This is a genomic window from Sphingopyxis sp. TUF1, assembly GCF_036687315.1.
Lineage (GTDB): Bacteria > Pseudomonadota > Alphaproteobacteria > Sphingomonadales > Sphingomonadaceae > Sphingopyxis > Sphingopyxis kveilinensis.
The window spans coordinates 123723-140987 of sequence record NZ_CP144683.1 but is presented as its reverse complement, the minus strand read 5'-3'; the positions used below and the strand labels follow the sequence as shown (position 1 = coordinate 140987).

16 protein-coding genes and 1 tRNA gene are annotated in these 17265 nt (G+C 63.7%); 8 read left to right on the top strand and 9 right to left on the bottom strand.

From position 1 onward, the window contains the following. The first annotated feature begins 6 nt into the window (after positions 1–6). The 3 genes from VSX77_RS00780 (at position 7) to VSX77_RS00770 (ending at position 3844) form a co-directional block, all read left to right on the top strand. Positions 7–432 (top strand): MerR family transcriptional regulator, encoded by a 426-nt coding sequence (locus tag VSX77_RS00780; RefSeq protein ID WP_338425775.1) that lies wholly within the window; start codon positions 7–9, stop codon positions 430–432. A gap of 72 nt (positions 433–504) precedes the next feature. Then, on the top strand, positions 505–2307 hold the full coding sequence (locus tag VSX77_RS00775; protein ID WP_338425774.1) for an acyl-CoA dehydrogenase C-terminal domain-containing protein: 1803 nt from the start codon (positions 505–507) through the stop codon (positions 2305–2307). A 46-nt stretch (positions 2308–2353) separates the two neighbouring features. Next, complete coding sequence (locus VSX77_RS00770; protein WP_338427181.1) at positions 2354–3844, top strand: phospholipase D-like domain-containing protein; 1491 nt, start codon at positions 2354–2356, stop codon at positions 3842–3844. Between the two features lie 99 nt (positions 3845–3943). On the opposite strand, the gene VSX77_RS00765 is transcribed toward VSX77_RS00770, so the two are convergent. The 7 genes from VSX77_RS00765 to VSX77_RS00735 form a co-directional block, all read right to left on the bottom strand. Continuing rightward, positions 3944–4795: an HpcH/HpaI aldolase/citrate lyase family protein gene (locus tag VSX77_RS00765; RefSeq protein ID WP_338425773.1), complete on the bottom strand. Its 852-nt coding sequence runs from the start codon at positions 4793–4795 to the stop codon at positions 3944–3946. Positions 4796–4883: 88 nt separating this feature from the next. Next, entirely contained in the window at positions 4884–5330 is a 447-nt protein-coding gene (locus VSX77_RS00760) for a MaoC family dehydratase (RefSeq protein ID WP_338425772.1), read from the bottom strand. A 132-nt stretch (positions 5331–5462) separates the two neighbouring features. Next, positions 5463–7304, bottom strand: coding sequence for an acetyl/propionyl/methylcrotonyl-CoA carboxylase subunit alpha (locus VSX77_RS00755; RefSeq protein ID WP_338425771.1), 1842 nt, complete (start codon positions 7302–7304; stop codon positions 5463–5465). Positions 7305–7309: 5 nt separating this feature from the next. After that, a complete protein-coding gene (locus VSX77_RS00750; protein ID WP_338425770.1) occupies positions 7310–8908 on the bottom strand; it encodes a carboxyl transferase domain-containing protein in 1599 nt (532 codons plus the stop codon). Then, complete coding sequence (locus tag VSX77_RS00745) at positions 8905–9198, bottom strand: hypothetical protein (RefSeq protein WP_338425769.1); 294 nt, start codon at positions 9196–9198, stop codon at positions 8905–8907. The genes VSX77_RS00750 and VSX77_RS00745 overlap by 4 nt, the downstream gene beginning before the upstream one ends. Continuing rightward, the gene (locus VSX77_RS00740; protein ID WP_338427180.1) at positions 9195–9542 is read right to left on the bottom strand and encodes a hypothetical protein; all 348 of its coding nucleotides are present in this window, start codon (positions 9540–9542) and stop codon (positions 9195–9197) included. The genes VSX77_RS00745 and VSX77_RS00740 overlap by 4 nt, the downstream gene beginning before the upstream one ends. Continuing rightward, complete coding sequence (locus tag VSX77_RS00735) at positions 9542–10711, bottom strand: isovaleryl-CoA dehydrogenase (protein ID WP_338425768.1); 1170 nt, start codon at positions 10709–10711, stop codon at positions 9542–9544. Before VSX77_RS00735 ends, VSX77_RS00740 begins: the two co-directional genes overlap by 1 nt. A 100-nt stretch (positions 10712–10811) precedes the next feature. Between VSX77_RS00735 and VSX77_RS00730 the strand changes: the two genes are divergently transcribed. The 4 genes from VSX77_RS00730 to VSX77_RS00715 are packed head-to-tail and all read left to right on the top strand — an operon-like array spanning position 10812 to position 15343. After that, positions 10812–11714 carry a LysR family transcriptional regulator gene (locus tag VSX77_RS00730; protein WP_338425767.1) on the top strand — a complete coding sequence of 301 codons (903 nt, stop codon included), beginning with the start codon at positions 10812–10814 and terminating at the stop codon, positions 11712–11714. Next, complete coding sequence (gene cysD, locus VSX77_RS00725; RefSeq protein WP_422397257.1) at positions 11647–12699, top strand: sulfate adenylyltransferase subunit CysD; 1053 nt, start codon at positions 11647–11649, stop codon at positions 12697–12699. Before VSX77_RS00730 ends, cysD begins: the two co-directional genes overlap by 68 nt. After that, positions 12699–14600: a sulfate adenylyltransferase subunit CysN gene (cysN, locus tag VSX77_RS00720; RefSeq protein ID WP_338425765.1), complete on the top strand. Its 1902-nt coding sequence runs from the start codon at positions 12699–12701 to the stop codon at positions 14598–14600. Before cysD ends, cysN begins: the two co-directional genes overlap by 1 nt. 2 nt (positions 14601–14602) lie before the next feature. Further along, the gene (locus VSX77_RS00715; protein WP_338427179.1) at positions 14603–15343 is read left to right on the top strand and encodes a 3'(2'),5'-bisphosphate nucleotidase CysQ; all 741 of its coding nucleotides are present in this window, start codon (positions 14603–14605) and stop codon (positions 15341–15343) included. A gap of 60 nt (positions 15344–15403) precedes the next feature. On the opposite strand, the gene VSX77_RS00710 is transcribed toward VSX77_RS00715, so the two are convergent. Next, on the bottom strand, positions 15404–16036 hold the full coding sequence (locus VSX77_RS00710) for a glutathione S-transferase family protein (RefSeq protein WP_338425764.1): 633 nt from the start codon (positions 16034–16036) through the stop codon (positions 15404–15406). Next, the gene (locus VSX77_RS00705; protein WP_338425763.1) at positions 16033–16977 is read right to left on the bottom strand and encodes a DMT family transporter; all 945 of its coding nucleotides are present in this window, start codon (positions 16975–16977) and stop codon (positions 16033–16035) included. The genes VSX77_RS00710 and VSX77_RS00705 overlap by 4 nt, the downstream gene beginning before the upstream one ends. A 94-nt stretch (positions 16978–17071) precedes the next feature. On the opposite strand from VSX77_RS00705, the gene VSX77_RS00700 reads away from it, so the two are divergent. Further along, a tRNA-Trp gene (locus tag VSX77_RS00700) sits at positions 17072–17147 on the top strand. Positions 17148–17265: the final 118 nt, after the last annotated feature.

Here is a 17265-nt window from a genome sequence, read left to right as displayed (position 1 = left end):
GTCGGCATGACCGACCATTACGGCCACTCGCATATCGACACGCCCGATCATCTCGGGCGCGAGCAGTTCAGCATCACCGACTTGTCGACCGAGTTCGGCGTCACCGCCCGCGCGCTGCGCTTTTATGAGGATGAGGGGCTGATCAGTCCGTCGCGCAAGGGGCTGTCACGCATCTATTCGAAGCGCGACCGGGCGCGGCTCGCTTGGATCTTGCGCGCGAAGCGGACGGGGTTCAGCCTGGCCGACATTCGCGAAATGATCGACCTGTATGACGTCGGCGACGGTCGCAAGCTGCAGCGGCAGGTGACGATCGAAAAGTGCGAGGAACGCATCGCGTTGCTCCGCCGTCAGCGCGACGATATTGACAGCGCTGTAGATGAGCTGTCACGTTTCATCGATATGGTGAAAAAGGTCGACGCCCGGAAGGCGTAGTCGGCCGACCCGCATCTGGCCTCTCCCCAGGCAAGTTTGATCCGATCAATTGCTTTTTCAGAAGGATTTCCCATGCCCGTCTATCGCGCCCCCGTGCAGGACAGCCTGTTCTTCCTCAACGAGGTGCTTGGCATCGAACGCTATGCGAACCTGCCCGGCTTTGCCAACGCGACCCCCGACATGATCGAGGCGGTGCTGACCGAAGCCGGCAAATTCTGCGAAGAGGTGCTGTTTCCGATCAACCAGTCGGGCGACCTTGAAGGTTGCACGCGCCACGACGACGGCTCGGTGACGACGCCCAAAGGGTTCAAAGAGGCGTATAAGGCCTATTGCGAGGCCGGCTGGACGCTGCTGACGCAGCCCGAAGCATTCGGCGGACAGGGGCTGCCGCACGTCGTCGGCTTTCCGGTCGAGGAATATCGCATGGCGGCGAACCAGGCCTTTGCCATGTATCCGGGGCTGACGCAGGCCGCGGTCGCGGCGATTTTGGTGAAGGGATCGGACGAGCAGAAGGCGCTTTACGTTCCCAAGATGGTGTCGGGCGAATGGGGCGGGACGATGAACCTGACCGAGCCGCATTGCGGCACCGACCTTGGCCTCATCCGCACGCGCGCAGTGCCGAACGGCGACGGCAGCTATGACGTCACGGGGACCAAGATTTTCATCTCGTCGGGCGAGCATGACCTGACCGACAACATCATCCACCTCGTCCTTGCCAAGACCCCCGACGCGCCCGACAGCGTCAAGGGCATCTCGCTGTTCATCGTGCCGAAGTTTCTCGTCAACGAAGACGGTTCGCTGGGTGAGCGCAACGCGCTGCAATGCGGGTCGATCGAGCACAAGATGGGCATCCACGCCAATTCGACCTGCGTCATGAACTATGACGGCGCGAAGGGCTGGATGGTCGGCGAGGAGAATAAGGGCCTTGCCGCGATGTTCGTGATGATGAACGCCGCGCGGCTGGGCGTCGGGATTCAGGGGCTGGGGCAGGCCGACGTCGCCTTTCAGAATGCCGTCGCCTATGCGCAGGACCGGCGGCAGGGCCGCGCGCTGACCGGGCCGCAAGACCCGCAGGAAAAGGCCGATCCGCTGTTCGTCCACCCCGATGTGCGCCGGATGCTGATGGACGCCAAGGCGACCGTCGAAGGGCTGCGCGCGCTGTGCCTGTGGGGCGCGCTCCAGGTCGATCTGGCGCATGTGGCCGAGACCGAGGAGGAGCGGCAGCTCGCCGACGATCTCGTCAGCCTGCTGACCCCCGTCATCAAGGGCTATGGCACCGACAAGGGCTATGACGTCGCGACCAACGCGCAGCAGGTGTTCGGCGGCCACGGCTACATCGAGGAACATGGCATGAGCCAATATGTCCGCGATGCCCGCATCACGATGATTTACGAAGGCGCGAACGGCGTGCAGGCGATGGACCTCGTTGGCCGCAAGCTCGCGCAGAATGGCGGCCGCGCGATCCAGACACTGTTCGCGATCGTCGATGCCGAATGCGCCGCGGCGAAGGACAAGCCCGCGCTCGCCGATTTCTCGGGGCGGCTGGAAAAGGCGAATGGCGAGCTGAAAGCCGCGACTATGTGGTTCATGCAGAACGGCATGACTAACCCGAACAACGTCGGCGCTGGTGCCCATCATTATATGCACATCACCGGCATCGTTGCGCTGGGGCTGATGTGGCTGCGCATGGCCGAGGCGGCGCAGAAGGCGCTCGACGAAGGGCGCGGCGCCCAGGATTTTCTGAATGCCAAGATCGTAACCGCGCGCCACTTCGGCGAACGCTTCCTGCCCGACGCCGGATCGCTCCGCCGCAAGATCGAGGCGGGCAGCGAAACGATGATGGCGCTGACCCCCGAACAATTCTTCGCGGCCTGACGCGGTGCCGACGCAACCATCGCCGCCGCCAAGCGTGTCGGCGGCGATGGGGATAACGCCGATCGTCGTCGAAGGCCGCAATTGCTGGCGGATCGAGCGCGCTGACAAGGCGCGGATGATCGTCGACGCCGCCGACTATTTCAAACTGCTGAAAGAGCTGATGGAAGGCGCGAAAGAGCGCATCCTGCTGATTGGTTGGGATTTCGATCCGCGTATTGCTTTGGTGCCCGATGACCACGGCAAGGGTCAATCGCTCGGCCATTATCTGCTGGCGCTGGCGCACGCGAAGCCCGATCGCGATATTGACATTTTGCGCTGGAATTTCGGCGGGCTGAAGCATTTTCTGGTGCCGAGCATCGTGATGATGATCCTGCGCTGGAAAGCGACGCGGTCGATCAGCTTCCGCCTCGACAGCGCGCATCCGGCGGGGTGCAGCCATCATCAGAAGGTGGCGGTATTCGACGATCATCTGGCGGTGTGCGGCGGAATCGACGTCGCCGCATCGCGCTGGGACACGCGCGGGCACAAGGATGCTGACCCGCGGCGGTCCAACCCTGACGGCAAAGCCTATATGCCGTGGCACGACTCGACGATGATTCTGGCCGGGGACGTTGGGCGCGCGCTCGCCGAGCTGGGCAACGAACGCTGGCAGCGCGCGACGAACAAGGAACTCCGCGATGTCGAGGGCGACGGCGAGGCCTGGCCCGACGCGCTCGACCCCGATTTTACCGATGTCGATGTCGCCATTTCGCGATCGCGCGCCGAATATAATGGCTATCCCGAGGTGCGCGAGATCGAGCAGCTCTATCTCGACATGATCGCCGCGGCGAAGCGCTTCATCTATTTCGAAAATCAATATTTCACGAGCGGCAAGATCGCCGCAGCGATCGCCGCGCGGCTGGACGAGGACGATGCGCCCGAATTCGTCATGGTGATGCCGAAAACCGCCGATGGCTGGCTCGAACAAATGGCGATGGATGCGGCGCGGGTGAAGCTGGTGCGCGCGATCGCCGAGGCGAAGCACGGCGATCGGCTGCGCATCTATGTCCCGCATACGGCCGGCGGTGACCCCATCTATGTCCACGCCAAAACGGCGGTCGTCGACGATCGGATGCTGCGCGTCGGATCGTCGAACATGAACAACCGGTCGATGGGCCTCGACAGCGAATGCGACGTCACGATCGATACGGCGCTCCCCGCAAATCGCGGCGCCGAGCCGGTGATCCGCAGGCTGCGCGAATCGCTGATCGCCGAGCATCTGGACGTTGACACGGCGGAGGTCGCCCGCGCCTTTGACGTCTCGGGGTCGCTGATCGCCGCGATCGAGGGACTCCGCGGGCCGGGGCGCTCGCTCGAACTGCTCGATCTGGTCGCGCCGGGACCGATGGACGACTTCATCGCCGACAATGAATTGCTCGACCCGACGAGCCCCGATGCGATGTTCGAAAGCTTTTCCGAACGCGGCCTGAAGAAAAGCTGGCGGCGCGGAAAAAGCTGGATGAAGCGGCACCGGCCGTTTCGTCGTAAATCGACCTGAATTTCCGTTCGTGTCGAGCGAAGTCGAGACACCCGAAGGTACTGGCAAGCTCAGCGTGTCTCGACTTCGCTCGACACAAGCGGGCAAGGGGTAGGGGGGTCAGTCCGCCAGCGACAATATATGCCGCGCCTGTTTCAGATGCGGCGCATCGACCATTTTGCCGTCCACCTGCAGCACGCCGGCGCCGGGATTGGCGGCAAAAGCATCGACAATCGCCTGCGCGCGCGCGGCTTCCTCGGCACTGGGAGTAAAGGCGGCGTTGATCGGTTCAACCTGCGACGGGTGGATCGCCATCATGCCGGTGAAGCCGTCACGCCGCGCACGGGCGGCATAGGCGGTGAGGCCGTCGGCGTCCTTGATAGCAGGGAACACCGTGTCGATTGCGGCGATGGTCGCCGCGTGTGCGGCGAACAGGGTGAGCGCGCGCGCGATGCGATAAGGTTCGGTGTAACCACCGTCGTCCTCGCGGCTGGTCGTCGCACCGATCGCGGCGGGCAGATCCTCGGCGCCCCACGTCAGCCCGAGCAGCCGGTCCTTCACTTCACGGTAGCTTCCAAGCGTGAAGATCGCCGCGGGGGTTTCGGTGGCAATCGGCAGGATGGCGGGCAACGACGCGTCATCCGCCGTCTCGCTGCGCACGATCGTGTCGAGTTGCTGGATGCTCGGCGCGCCTTCGGCCTTGGGCAGCATGATCGCGTCGGGGCGTACGCCGATCACCGCGGCGATGTCGGCCGCGGTCATATGCCCGTCGAGCGGGTTGACGCGCACCAGCGTCACGACTTCGCGGGGCCCCGCAAGATAGTCGGCGACGGCGTGGCGCGCCGTTTCCTTGTTCGCGGGCGACACCGAATCTTCAAGGTCGAGGATGATCGCATCGGCGCCCGACGCCGCGGCCTTGGCAAAGCGTTCAGGCCGGTCGCCGGGGACGAAAAGAAGGGAACGCAGTCTCATCTCATAACCTATGCCGTTCGTGTCGAGCGAAGTCGAGACACGCAAAGGGCCAACGGTTCTCAACTTCGCTCGAACCGAACGGAATTGATCACTTTCGCAGAATCAGCGCGGATCGTTCGCAGTGGCAGACGATTTCGTCCCGCTGATTGATCGCGCGGTGGAGAAAAGTGACGATACCGGCATTCGGCCGCGATTTCGACTCCTTGAGACCGATCACCTCGCTCGTCGCGCGCAGCGTGTCGCCAATGAACACTGGCTTGGGCATGACGAGCTTGTCGTATCCGAGGTTCGCTACGAGTGTTCCCAGCGTCGTATCGCCGACCGAGAGTCCGACCATCAGGCTGAACGTAAAGGCACCGTTCACGAGGATCTGTCCGAATTCGGACGCCTTCGCCGCCTCGATGTCGAGGTGCAGGGGCTGCGGATTATGCGTCATCGTGGTGAAGAGCAGATTGTCGGTCTCGGTCACCGTGCGGCGGATATCGTGCGTCAGCGTGTCGCCGATGGTCCATTCGTCGAAATATTTGCCGGCCATAATCCCAACTCCAAAATAGGTCATGCTGAACTTGTTTCAGCATCCATGGTCTGTTCTCTCGTCTGGCGCGGCGTCGATGAGAGCGTCGAGCCATGAACCCTGCAACAAGTTCAGCGTGACGAAGAATAGCGCCTATTCGTTCGCCGCCTCGATCCGTGCCAGCAGCGCCTCGACCTGCACCTGAGCGCCCGCCACCGCATTGAGCTCGGCCACCACACCATCGAACGGTGCAAGCAGGCTGTGCTCCATCTTCATCGCTTCGAGCGTGAGCAGTTTCTGGCCCTTCGTTACCGTGTCGCCTGCGGCAACCTCGACCGCGATGATCTTGCCGGGCATGGGGGAGAGGATCGCGCCGTCGCCCGCAGCGCCCGCAGCACCGCCCTCGGCACGCCACGGCAAGAGTTGCCACACCGATCCAGCCTCGGCGACGAGCATCGCGGGGGCGGGTTCGTCAGCGCCGGGACCGTGGAGCGCAACATCCACCCGCTTGCCGTCGAGCATAAAGGGTGCAGTGCGGACATCTGGGGCGTTGAGACGAAAACCCGCTTGGAAGGAGCGCGGTACCATCGCCATTGCGGCATTGGTCAGCGCCTGCGCCGAAGGCTCCGGCTCGGCGGCCATGCTGTCGCCATCGCGGCCGATCAGCCCGGTATCGACCGTCCCCGCCACGAAATCGGGATGAGCGAGCGCATTGATCAGGAAGGCCGAATTGGTTTTGACCGGCCAGATCGCGCTTTCCTCCAGCATCTCCGACAGCAGTTCACGCGCTTCTTCGCGATCTTCGCCCCACGCGATGACCTTGGCGATCATCGGGTCGTAGAAGGGTGAGACTTCGGCGCCCTCATAGACGCCGGTGTCGATGCGGCCCAAATGCTCGGGCAACTGAAAAAGTTCGAGCTTGCCCGTGCTTGGCAGAAAGCCCTTGGCGGCATCCTCCGCATAAAGTCGCGCTTCCATCGCCCAGCCGTTGATCGCCAGTTGGTCCTGCGCCAGCGGCAACGGTTCGCCTGACGCAATGCGCAGCTGCCATTCGACGAGGTCGATTCCCGTGATCTCCTCGGTCACCGGATGCTCGACCTGAAGCCGCGTGTTCATTTCCATGAACCAGATTCGGTCGGCGCGCAGGCCTTCCGACGCGTCAGCGATGAACTCGATCGTCCCCGCTCCGACATAATCGACCGCCTTTGCGGCTCGGACCGCAGCGGCGCACAGCTCGGCGCGCGTCGCTTCGTCCATCCCGGGGGCGGGGGCTTCCTCGATCACCTTCTGGTGGCGGCGCTGCAGCGAGCAGTCGCGTTCGAACAGGTGGACGACGTTGCCGTGGGTGTCGCCGAAGACCTGCACCTCGATATGGCGCGGGGTCAGGATATATTTCTCGATCAGCACATGGTCGTTGCCGAACGACGCGGCGGCCTCGCGCTGGCACGAGGCGAGAGCGTCGGCGAAATCCGCCGGGCTATCCACCTTGCGCATCCCCTTGCCGCCGCCGCCCGCCACGGCTTTGATGAGGACCGGATAGCCGATCGCGGCGGCCTGTTCGGCGAGATAGGCGGGGGCCTGGTTCTCGCCCATATAGCCCGGCGTCACCGGCACCCCGGCCTCGGCCATCAGCTTCTTCGCGGCGTCCTTGAGGCCCATCGCGGTGATCGACGAAGGGTTCGGCCCGACCCAGACGAGCCCGGCATCGGCGACCGCCTGCGCGAACTCGGCATTTTCCGAAAGGAAGCCATATCCCGGATGGATCGCTTCCGCCCCGGTCGCCTTCGCGGCGGCGATGATCTTGTCGCCGACAAGGTAGCTTTCGCGCGCCGGAGACGGCCCGATATGCACCGCCTCGTCAGCCTCGCGCACATGCAAAGCCTTGGCGTCGGCATCCGAATATACCGCAATAGTCCGTATGCCCATCTCGCGCGCAGTGCGGGTGATGCGGCAGGCGATTTCACCGCGATTGGCGATGAGGAGAGATTGGATCATGGTCATCACATCCTGAACACGCCGAACCCGCGGTCCTCGACCGGGGCGTTCAGCGTCGCCGCGAAAGCGAGCCCCAGCACATCGCGCGTTTGCGCGGGGTCGATGATGCCATCGTCCCACAGGCGCGCGGTCGCGTGGTAGGGATTGCCTTCATCCTCATATTTCTGGCGGATCGGCGCCTTGAAGGCTTCGGCTTCGTCGGGCGTCCATTTTTCGGCGTCCCGGTGAACGGTCGCCAGCACCGATGCCGCCTGTTCGCCGCCCATCACGCTGATCCGCGCATTGGGCCAGGTGAACAGGAAACGCGGGCTATAGGCGCGCCCGCACATGCCGTAATTGCCCGCGCCGAAGCTGCCGCCGATCAGCACGGTAATCTTCGGCACCGTCGCGGTCGCGACTGCGGTCACCAGCTTCGCGCCATGCTTGGCAATGCCCTCGGCCTCATATTTGCCGCCGACCATGAAACCGCTGATATTCTGAAGAAAGAGCAGGGGGATGCGGCGCTGCTGCGCCAGCTCGATGAAATGCGCGCCCTTGACCGCGCTCTCGCTGAACAGCACGCCATTGTTGGCGAGAATCGCGACGGGGATGCCCCAGATGTGCGCGAAACCGCAGACGAGCGTGCTGCCATATTGCGCCTTGAACTCGTGAAACTCGCTGCCGTCGACGATCCTCGCGATGACTTCATGGACGTCGTAGGGCGCGCGGACGTCCTGCGGGATGATGCCGTAGAGGTCTTCGGCGTGATATTTGGGCGGGCGCGGCTCCTTCACCTCAACCTTGAACCCGTCATCGGCGCCAAGGTGCGACATAATGTCGCGCACGATCGTCAGCGCATGTTCGTCATTCTCGGCCAGATGATCCACGACGCCCGATCTTTTGGCGTGCAGGTCGCCACCGCCCAGATCCTCGGCGCTGATTTCTTCGCCCGTCGCCGCTTTCACGAGCGGCGGCCCGGCAAGGAAGATCGTGCCCTGACCGCGCACGATCACGGTTTCGTCGCTTATCGCAGGCACATAGGCGCCGCCCGCGGTACAGCTTCCCATGACGCAGGCGATCTGCGGGATGCGCCGCGCGCTCATATTCGCCTGGTTAAAGAAGATGCGCCCGAAATGGTCGCGGTCGGGAAAGACTTGGTCCTGATGCGGCAGGTTCGCGCCGCCCGAATCGACGAGGTAGATGCACGGCAGGCGGTTCTCCTGCGCAATCTCCTGCGCGCGTAGATGCTTTTTCACCGTCATCGGGTAATAGGTGCCGCCCTTTACCGTCGCATCGTTGCAGACGATCATCGCCTGCCGCCCTGACACTCGGCCTATCCCGGCGATCATCCCGGCGCCCGGCACTTCGCCGCCATACAGGTCGCACGCGGCGAGCTGGCCAATCTCGAGGAAGGGCGAGCCTGGATCGAGCAGGCGCTCGACGCGCTCGCGCGGGAGCAGCTTGCCGCGGCTGACATGGCGCTCGCGCGAGTTTTCATTGCCGCCCAGCGCCGCCTCGGCGACGCGCGTATATAGTTCGTCGCGCAGTGCGCGGTTGTGCGCGGCGCGGATCCGAAATTCGTCGCTGTCGGGATCGACATTGGTGCCAAGAACCGGTGCGCTCACTGTTCAGTCTCTCCCCGCTTTTCGTCTGAATCACCCGGCGTTTCCTTCAGGATCAGATAACGATAGACGCCGATCGCATTGATGATCAGCAGCGCGAGATTCTGCCAACCGATCCCTTCGCTGTCGGGTTGCCAGAAACCCCAGAGGATCAGCGCGATGCTGCTGGTCACAAAGATGACAAAGGCCCAGCCGGTCGTGCGACGGCCAAGGTTGAGCGAAACGATCAGCGCGGCAAGCGTCGCCGCGCCGGCGCCATAATATTGGAGAATGGTGAGCAGAGTGTCGTTCATGCCGCCGCTCCGATGAGCGCAAAGGCGCCTGAAGCAGTGAGGGTCGGCCAGCCGATATGCCTGCCGTGGGTATACACGGCGTCGAACAGACCGGTGGCGAGCCAGGCGGCGCCGATCAGCATGATCAATGCGCGCGGCGTTTCAGGCCACACGACCGAAGCCGCCGAGACGAGCATCAGCAGCGACAGCGCGTGCCACGCTAAGCGGAACACCCGCCGCGCCAGATCGACGCCCATGATCCCCTGATCGAGCATCATCAGTGGGCCGACGAGTCGTCGTTCACCGAGATAGCCATGAACAAGGGCCGTTGCCGTCATCCCCGCCGCCGACAGCCAGAGCCACATCACGCGCCGGCGCCGATCAGTTCGCGGCCGATCAGCATCCGGCGGATTTCGTTGGTGCCTGCGCCGATGTCGAGAAGCTTGGCGTCGCGCCAATAGCGTTCGACCGGCCAATCCTTTGTGTAGCCCGCGCCGCCGAGCGCCTGAATCGCCTCGCCCGCGACCTTCACCGCGCTTTCGCTTGCGAGCAGAATCGCACCGGCGGCGTCGAAGCGCGTCGTCTGTCCCGCATCGCACGCCTTGGCGACGTTGTAGACATAGGATCGCGCCGACTGGAGCATGACATACATGTCGGCGACCTTCGCCTGCATCAGCTGGAACGAGCCAATCGGCTTGCCGAATTGCTTGCGTTCGCGAACATAAGGTATGACCGTGTCGAGACACGCCTGCATGATGCCGAGCTGGAGTCCAGCAAGCACGACGCGCTCATAATCGAGCCCCGACATCAGCACACCGACGCCGCCGTTCTCCGGCCCCATCACCTGTTCTTCGGACACTTCGCAATCTGTAAAGACGAGTTCGGCGGTGGGTGAGCCGCGCATTCCGACCTTGTCGATCTTCTGCCCGATGCTGAATCCCGGCATATCTTTTTCGATCAGAAAGGCGGTGATGCCGCGCGATCCCGCGTCGGGCGAGGTCTTTGCATAGACGACCAGCGTGTCGGCATGGCTCGCGTTGGTGATCCAGAATTTTGTACCGTTGAGGACATAGCCGCCCTGAACCCTCTCGGCTTTCAGCTTCATCGACACGACGTCGCTGCCCGCACCCGCTTCGGACATCGCGAGGCTGCCGACGTGCTCGCCCGAAATCAGCTTGGGCAAATATTTCGCCTTCTGTTCGGCATTGCCCCAGCGGCGGATCTGGTTGACGCAAAGGTTCGAATGCGCGCCATAGGACAGGCCGATCGCGGCGCTGGCCCGGCTGACTTCCTCGACCGCGATCACATGTTCGAGATAGCCGAGGCCGAGGCCGCCGAACTCCTCCTCGACGGTGATGCCGTGCAGGCCGAGCGCGCCCATCGCCGTCCACAGCTCGTCGCGCGGAAACCAGTCGTCCGCGTCGGCCTTTGCCGCGAGCGGCGCGATCTGTTCGTCGGCGAAGCGGGCGGTGGTTTCGCGGATCATGTCGGCGGTTTCACCGAGGGCAAAGTCGAAATCGGGGGTGGCGCGCATGGGTTACCTGTCGATCGAGGGCCGGATGGTCCGGGATAGTGCATCAAAATCCTAGCATATGGAAATTGAAAGCACTCGCGGTTTAGCATAAGTAAAATCTATGATTAAACGCGCGCATATCCGGCAGTTCCTCGCCGTCGTCGATGCGGGCAGCTTCACGCAGGCGGCTTTGCGCATCCGCGTCACCCAGCCGGCGCTGTCGGCAGGGATCGCCGAGCTGGAAAGGCTGGTCGGCACGCCGCTGTTCCTGCGCAACCGCCGCCAGATTCGCCTGACCGAGGCGGGCGGGCGTTTTCTGCCGATCGCGCGCGATCTCGACCGCGGATTTCGCGCGGCGGACGATTTCGGCCGCACCGGCGACCGGCAGGCGGCCGAGCTGAAGCTGGGCGTCATCCGGTCGATGCCCGGCGAGCTGTTGCAGGCGATCGTCGCCGCGCTGCGCCCGAGCTTTGCGATCGAGATCGTCGAAAGCAGCGATGCCGAGCTTCGCGCCGCGCTGGGAAGCGCGCGCATCCACATGGCGATCGCGGGCCTGCGTCCCGGTGAGCGCGGCGATCATGTCACGCCGCTCTATGACGAGCCGCTGACGATGTTCGTTGCCGCCGATCATCCGCTTGTCGGCCGGATCGAGGTCACGCCCGATGAACTGGCGGCCGAGACGATGATCGCACGCCGCTCGTGCGAATTTCTGGTCGCGACGAGCCGTTTTTTCACGCGCCATGGCGTGCGCCCGCGTTTCGCGCTACGCAGCGAAAGCGATGATCGCTGCCTCAGGATGGTTGCTGCGGGCATCGGCATCACCACCGCGCCGGTATCGCTGGCGATTGACGGGATCGTGCCGCTGAAGGTCGCGGGGTACGACTTTCGCCGTGAGCTAGGCCTGATCGCCGATCCCGCCTGGGCGTCGTTGCCAGAAATCACACCGCGGCTTGCCCATGCGCGTGAAACGATTGGCGCGATTGCAGCCGAGTGGCGGCACGCAAAGGTCGACGCTGCCATATGACCCACTTCACAAGTCTGGCTTGCATCGTCAAAAGGCCTTACAGCTTGATCGCATTATAGAGGGGCGGCAAGGGCAGGGAATGACCGATACGCTGACCCACCTCGACCGGCTCGAGGCCGAGAGCATTCATATCATGCGCGAAGTGATGGCCGATGCGGCCAAGCCCGTCATGCTGTACAGCGTGGGCAAGGACAGCGCGGTGATGCTGCATCTCGCGCGCAAGGCCTTCTATCCCTCGCCGCCGCCGTTCCCGTTGCTCCATGTCGATACGACATGGAAATTCAAGGCGATGTACGAATTGCGCGACCGGATGGCCGCGGAAAGCGGCATGGAGCTCATTGTCTATCAGAACCCCGAGGCCAAGGAGCGCGGGATCAATCCGTTCGACCACGGCCCGCTGCACACCGACATGTGGAAGACCGAGGGACTGAAACAGGCGCTCGACCTCCACGGCTTCGACGTCGCTTTCGGCGGCGCGCGCCGCGACGAGGAAAAGAGCCGGGCGAAGGAGCGGATTTTCTCGTTCCGCACTGCGAGCCATGGCTGGGATCCCAAGAAGCAGCGGCCCGAGCTGTGGAACCTTTACAACGCCCGCAAGGCGAAGGGCGAAAGCATCCGCGTCTTCCCGATCTCGAACTGGACCGAGCTGGACATCTGGCAATATATCGCGCGCGAAAATATCCCGATCGTTCCGCTGTATTTCGCCGCGCCGCGACCTACGGTCGAGCGCGACGGGTTGCTGTTGATGGTCGATGACGATCGCTTCCCGCTGCTGCCGGGTGAGGCGCCGGTCCTCCGCTCGGTGCGTTTCCGCACGCTCGGCTGCTATCCGCTTACCGGTGCGGTGGAGAGCGAGGCGGCAACGCTGTCCGAAGTCATTCAGGAAATGCTGCTGACGACGACGAGCGAACGGCAGGGTCGCATCATCGACAAGGATGGCGGCGACGCATCGATGGAGAAGAAGAAGCAGGAGGGGTACTTCTGATGGCCGATCCTGTTTACGTCACCGACGCGCTGATCGCCGAGGACATCGACGCCTATCTCTCGGGGCATGAGAAGAAGTCGCTCTTGCGTTTCATCACCTGCGGCAGCGTCGACGATGGCAAGTCGACGCTGATCGGACGGCTGCTTTATGACAGTAAGATGATCTTCGAGGATCAGCTTGCCGCGCTCGAAGCGGACAGCAAGCGCGTTGGCACGCAGGGGCAGGAGATCGACTTTGCGCTGCTCGTCGACGGACTCGCCGCCGAGCGCGAGCAGGGGATCACGATCGACGTTGCCTATCGCTTTTTCACGACCGAGAAGCGCAAGTTTATCGTCGCCGACACGCCGGGACATGAGCAGTACACGCGCAACATGGTCACCGGCGCCTCGACCGCCGACCTGGCCGTCATCCTGATCGACGCGCGCAAGGGCGTGCTGACGCAGACGCGGCGGCACAGCTTTCTCGCGCACCTGATCGGCATCAAGCATATTGTGCTCGCGGTGAACAAGATGGACCTCGTCGGTTACGACAAGACGGTGTTCGAGCGCATCCTGCTCTCCTACCGCGCCTTTGCGAGTGAGATCGGCATTACCGACTTTACCGCGATCCCGATCTCGGGGTTCAAGGGCGACAATATCACGGCGCTGTCGGCGAATATGCCCTGGTATAAGGGACCGGCGCTGATCGAGCATCTGGAAGGTGTCGAAGTTGGCGCGCAGCGTGATGTAAATTCGGATTTTCGCTTTCCTGTTCAATGGGTTAATCGTCCTAATCTCGATTTCAGGGGCTTTTCCGGGCAGATTGCGGGCGGTTCGGTCAAGCCGGGTGACGCGGTTCGCGTGTTGCCGAGCGGCAAAACGACGACGGTGGAGCGCATCGTCACGCTCGACGGCGACTTGCCCGAGGCCGTCGCGGGACAGTCGGTGACGCTGACACTTTCGGACGAAATCGATTGCTCGCGCGGCGACGTGATCGCCGCGGCGGACAATCCGCCCGAGGCAGCCGACCGGTTCGAGGCGACCTTGGTCTGGATGGCTGATGAGGCGATGATCCCCGGCCGCGCCTATTGGCTGAAGCTCGCGACGCAGAGCGTGTCGGCGACGGTGCAGGCGCCGAAATATGAGATCAACGTCAACACGCTTGACCATCTGGCGGCCAAGACGCTGGAACTGAACGGGATCGGCGTCGTCGAAATCTCGACCGACAAGCCAATCGTTTTCGAAGCCTATGCCGATAATCATACGCTCGGCGGGTTCATCCTGATCGACAAGCTGACCAACGCGACGGTTGCGGCGGGGATGCTGCATTTCAGCCTGCGCCGCGCGCAGAATGTCCATTGGCAGGCGAGCGACATCGACCGCGATATGCGCGCCAACCTGAAAAACCAGCGCCCTGCGCTTTTGTGGTTCACCGGCCTGTCGGGATCGGGCAAGTCGACGATCGCGAACCTGGTCGAGAAAAAGCTGCACCGGATGAACCGGCACAGCTTCCTGCTCGACGGCGACAATGTGCGCCACGGGCTGAACAAGGATCTGGGGTTTACCGAGGCCGACCGGATCGAAAATATCCGCCGCGTCGGCGAGGTCGCGAAGTTGATGACCGACGCCGGACTGATCGTCATCACCGCCTTCATTTCGCCATTCCGCGCCGAGCGCGAGATGGTGCGCGCGATGCTGCCCGAGGGCGAGTTTGTCGAGGTGTTTATCGACACGCCGCTGGAGGAAGCCGAGCGCCGCGACGTCAAAGGCCTTTATAAAAAGGCGCGCAGCGGCCAGCTCAAAAATTTTACCGGGATCGACAGCCCCTATGAGGCGCCCGAAAATCCCGAAATTCGTATCGACACGACGGCAATGTCGCCCGAAGCCGCGGCGGACCTGATCGTCGATCGGCTGCTAGGGTGACCATGATGGAAAGCGACGAACAGCTGGCGCAACGGCTCGCGGCAGCGGCAGGAGCAATCCTGCTCGATCTGCGCGCGCGCGGCGAGTTCGAAGGCAAGGCGCTGGGGCAGGCGGGCGACGAGGCCGCGAATGCGATGCTATGCCGCGAAATTCGCGCGGCACGGCCGGACGACGCGCTCCTTTCCGAAGAGGAGAAAGACAATGTCGCACGCTGCGCCCGGTCGCGCGTGTGGATCGTCGATCCGCTCGACGGCACGCGCGAATATGGCGAGGGGCGGAGCGATTGGGCGGTGCATGTCGCGCTGGCGATCGACGGCATTGCCGCGGTCGGTGCGGTGGCGCTGCCGGGGCTGGGCGTGACGCTTACCTCGGGATCACCGCCGCCGCTGGCACCGCCGAACGACCCGCCAAAGATGCTGGTCAGCCGCACGCGCCCCGCCGCGGAAGCGGTGTTCGTTGCCGAAAATCTGGGCGCCGAGCTGGTTCCGATGGGGTCGGCGGGAGCGAAGGCAATGGCGGTCGTGCGCGGCGAGGCTGACATTTATCTGCACACCGGCGGCCAATATGAATGGGACAATTGCGCGCCTGCCGCGGTGGCCGCGGCGGCCGGGCTGCACGTGAGCCGCGCCGATGGATCGCCGCTGCGCTATAACAATAGCGACACCTATCTTCCCGACCTGCTGATCTGCCGCATGGAGTTGGCGGAGGCGGTGTTGCGATTGGCGCGCGAGTATGGCGGCTAACGACCGATAGCGGATTCGTCGATCCGGCCCTTGCCGTGGGCGGAAGCGCTTTTCGTTGCATCAGGTTCCGTTTGCTACGGCAGCCTGTCGATCGCGGGCGCGGCGGAATCCGTCGCGCGCCATGCATCGGGCCAGCCACGCCTTTGTCGCATCGCCCAGCACATCGTCGGCACCCAGCGTCGTCGCAAGAAAGGCGGCGTAGCCGGTCGCGATGTCGGCAATGGTGAAGCGTCCCGCGACGAGCCATTCGCGCCCGTCGGACAGCGCCGCCTCGATGCTCTTGGCTCGGCCGCCGAAGAAGGCTTTATAATCCTCAACAGCCTGGGGCAGTCGCCGCTCCGCGGGCTCGACGCGCGTGTAGCGGATCATGATTGCGAGCGGGAAGGTCAGCGTCGCGTCGCTGCGGTGCAGCCAGTTGCGATAATCCCAATAATCCGCCTCGTGGCGTCGCACCTCCAGCGGCGTTCCCTCGGCAATGCGTTCGCAGATTGCGGCCGATTCGGTCATCAATCGGCCGTCCTCGATCCAGCCGGGGATGGTCATCAGCGGGTTCACCGCGCGGTAATCGGGCTCGAACGCGCGCGGCGGAAATTTGAGCAAGCGAAGATCGACATCGATCCCGGCTTCCTCGGCCGCCCACAGGCAGCGGAGCGAACGAGCGTCGGGACAGTGATAAAGGACAGGACGCGTCATGCGGCAACCTCCTTCGGCCGGTCGATATGGCGCCGATGCTCGCGCCAGGCAATGAAGAGCCCCGACGCGACGATCAGCGGCGCGCCGATCCACGTCGTGTCAGCGGGCAAGGTGCCAAAGAACCACCAGCCCGCGGCGATCGACCATAGCAGGCTGGAATAGTCCATCGGGATCACGACCGACACGGGCGCCAGCCGCAGAGCCCCCGTCAGCGACATCTGCACGACCGTGCCGAGGAAGCCGAGCCCGGCGAGCAACAGCCATTCGCGCGTGTCGTGCGGCGTGATGACGAAGGGCAGAGCGATGCCGAGCGGGATTAACGATAAAAAACTGAACCAGAAAACGATCGTCGCGGCATTTTCGGTGCGGCCAAGGTCGCGCACCGCAATAGTGATGAGTGCGGTCATGATAGCGCCCGTCAGCGCGACGAGCGTGCCCGTGCCATGCTCGCCGCTGAACCCGCCGGCAAAACTTGCCAGCGGATCGAGCACGAGTAGCACGCCGACGAAGCCGACAATCACCGCGCTCCACCTTTGCCACCCCGTGACTTCGCCGAGCAGCAGGGCGGCAAAGATCACGGCAAAGATCGGCACCGACAGGCTGATCGTCGTCGCCTCGGCCATCGGCAGCAGGATCATCGCGCCGAAATTGCACGCCATGCCACCAAGCCCCATGACCATACGCCGCGCGTGCGCGCCGATGCGCCGCGTCCTGAGCGACGTAAGTCCGCTCGTTGCCATCACCCAGGCCAGCAGGACGGGCAGGACGAGCGCCTGCCGCCAGAACAGGCTTTCGACGATATGGACGCCCGCGGCATCGATATATTTGACGAGCACGAACATGAAGGAAAGGCTGACCATCGCCAGCAACCGAAGCGCGATACCGCCGAGATAATGCTGCGGCGGGCCATCGGCTGAGACGAGGGGACGGGCGGCTTTCATGAGCTCTCAAGCGCATATCAGCCCCGCCCGTACGCGCAAGCCGTCATCCCCCTTGCCCCGCCACGCCAATCGGGCTAGGGGCGCACTCCGGCCTAGGGGTATAGCTCAGTTGGTAGAGCATCGGTCTCCAAAACCGAGGGTCGCGGGTTCGAGTCCTGCTGCCCCTGCCAGGCCGGGTTCCAGAAGCGTTAGCCGATCAGCGCCCACGCCTGTCGACGGTGGCGGCGGTTTCGAGAAAGACCGGCGCGGTCCTGAACGGCGGCGACCTTCGATCGGCGCAGGTCGATC

Bases quoted from the DNA above. Each gene is read 5' to 3' on its own strand.
- cysN (WP_338425765.1), top strand. From the start codon at position 12,699: ATGGCCGATCCTGTTTACGTCACCGACGCGCTGATCGCCGAGGACATC.
- VSX77_RS00730 (WP_338425767.1), top strand. From the start codon at position 10,812: ATGATTAAACGCGCGCATATCCGGCAGTTCCTCGCCGTCGTCGATGCG.
- VSX77_RS00710 (WP_338425764.1), bottom strand. From the start codon at position 16,036: ATGACGCGTCCTGTCCTTTATCACTGTCCCGACGCTCGTTCGCTCCGC.
- VSX77_RS00755 (WP_338425771.1), bottom strand. From the start codon at position 7,304: ATGATCCAATCTCTCCTCATCGCCAATCGCGGTGAAATCGCCTGCCGC.
- VSX77_RS00740 (WP_338427180.1), bottom strand. From the start codon at position 9,542: ATGTGGCTCTGGCTGTCGGCGGCGGGGATGACGGCAACGGCCCTTGTT.
- VSX77_RS00715 (WP_338427179.1), top strand. From the start codon at position 14,603: ATGATGGAAAGCGACGAACAGCTGGCGCAACGGCTCGCGGCAGCGGCA.
- VSX77_RS00765 (WP_338425773.1), bottom strand. From the start codon at position 4,795: ATGAGACTGCGTTCCCTTCTTTTCGTCCCCGGCGACCGGCCTGAACGC.
- VSX77_RS00770 (WP_338427181.1), top strand. From the start codon at position 2,354: ATGGGGATAACGCCGATCGTCGTCGAAGGCCGCAATTGCTGGCGGATC.
- VSX77_RS00780 (WP_338425775.1), top strand. From the start codon at position 7: ATGACCGACCATTACGGCCACTCGCATATCGACACGCCCGATCATCTC.
- VSX77_RS00705 (WP_338425763.1), bottom strand. From the start codon at position 16,977: ATGAAAGCCGCCCGTCCCCTCGTCTCAGCCGATGGCCCGCCGCAGCAT.
- VSX77_RS00760 (WP_338425772.1), bottom strand. From the start codon at position 5,330: ATGGCCGGCAAATATTTCGACGAATGGACCATCGGCGACACGCTGACG.
- VSX77_RS00735 (WP_338425768.1), bottom strand. From the start codon at position 10,711: ATGCGCGCCACCCCCGATTTCGACTTTGCCCTCGGTGAAACCGCCGAC.
- VSX77_RS00775 (WP_338425774.1), top strand. From the start codon at position 505: ATGCCCGTCTATCGCGCCCCCGTGCAGGACAGCCTGTTCTTCCTCAAC.
- VSX77_RS00745 (WP_338425769.1), bottom strand. From the start codon at position 9,198: ATGAACGACACTCTGCTCACCATTCTCCAATATTATGGCGCCGGCGCG.
- cysD (WP_422397257.1), top strand. From the start codon at position 11,647: ATGCGCGTGAAACGATTGGCGCGATTGCAGCCGAGTGGCGGCACGCAA.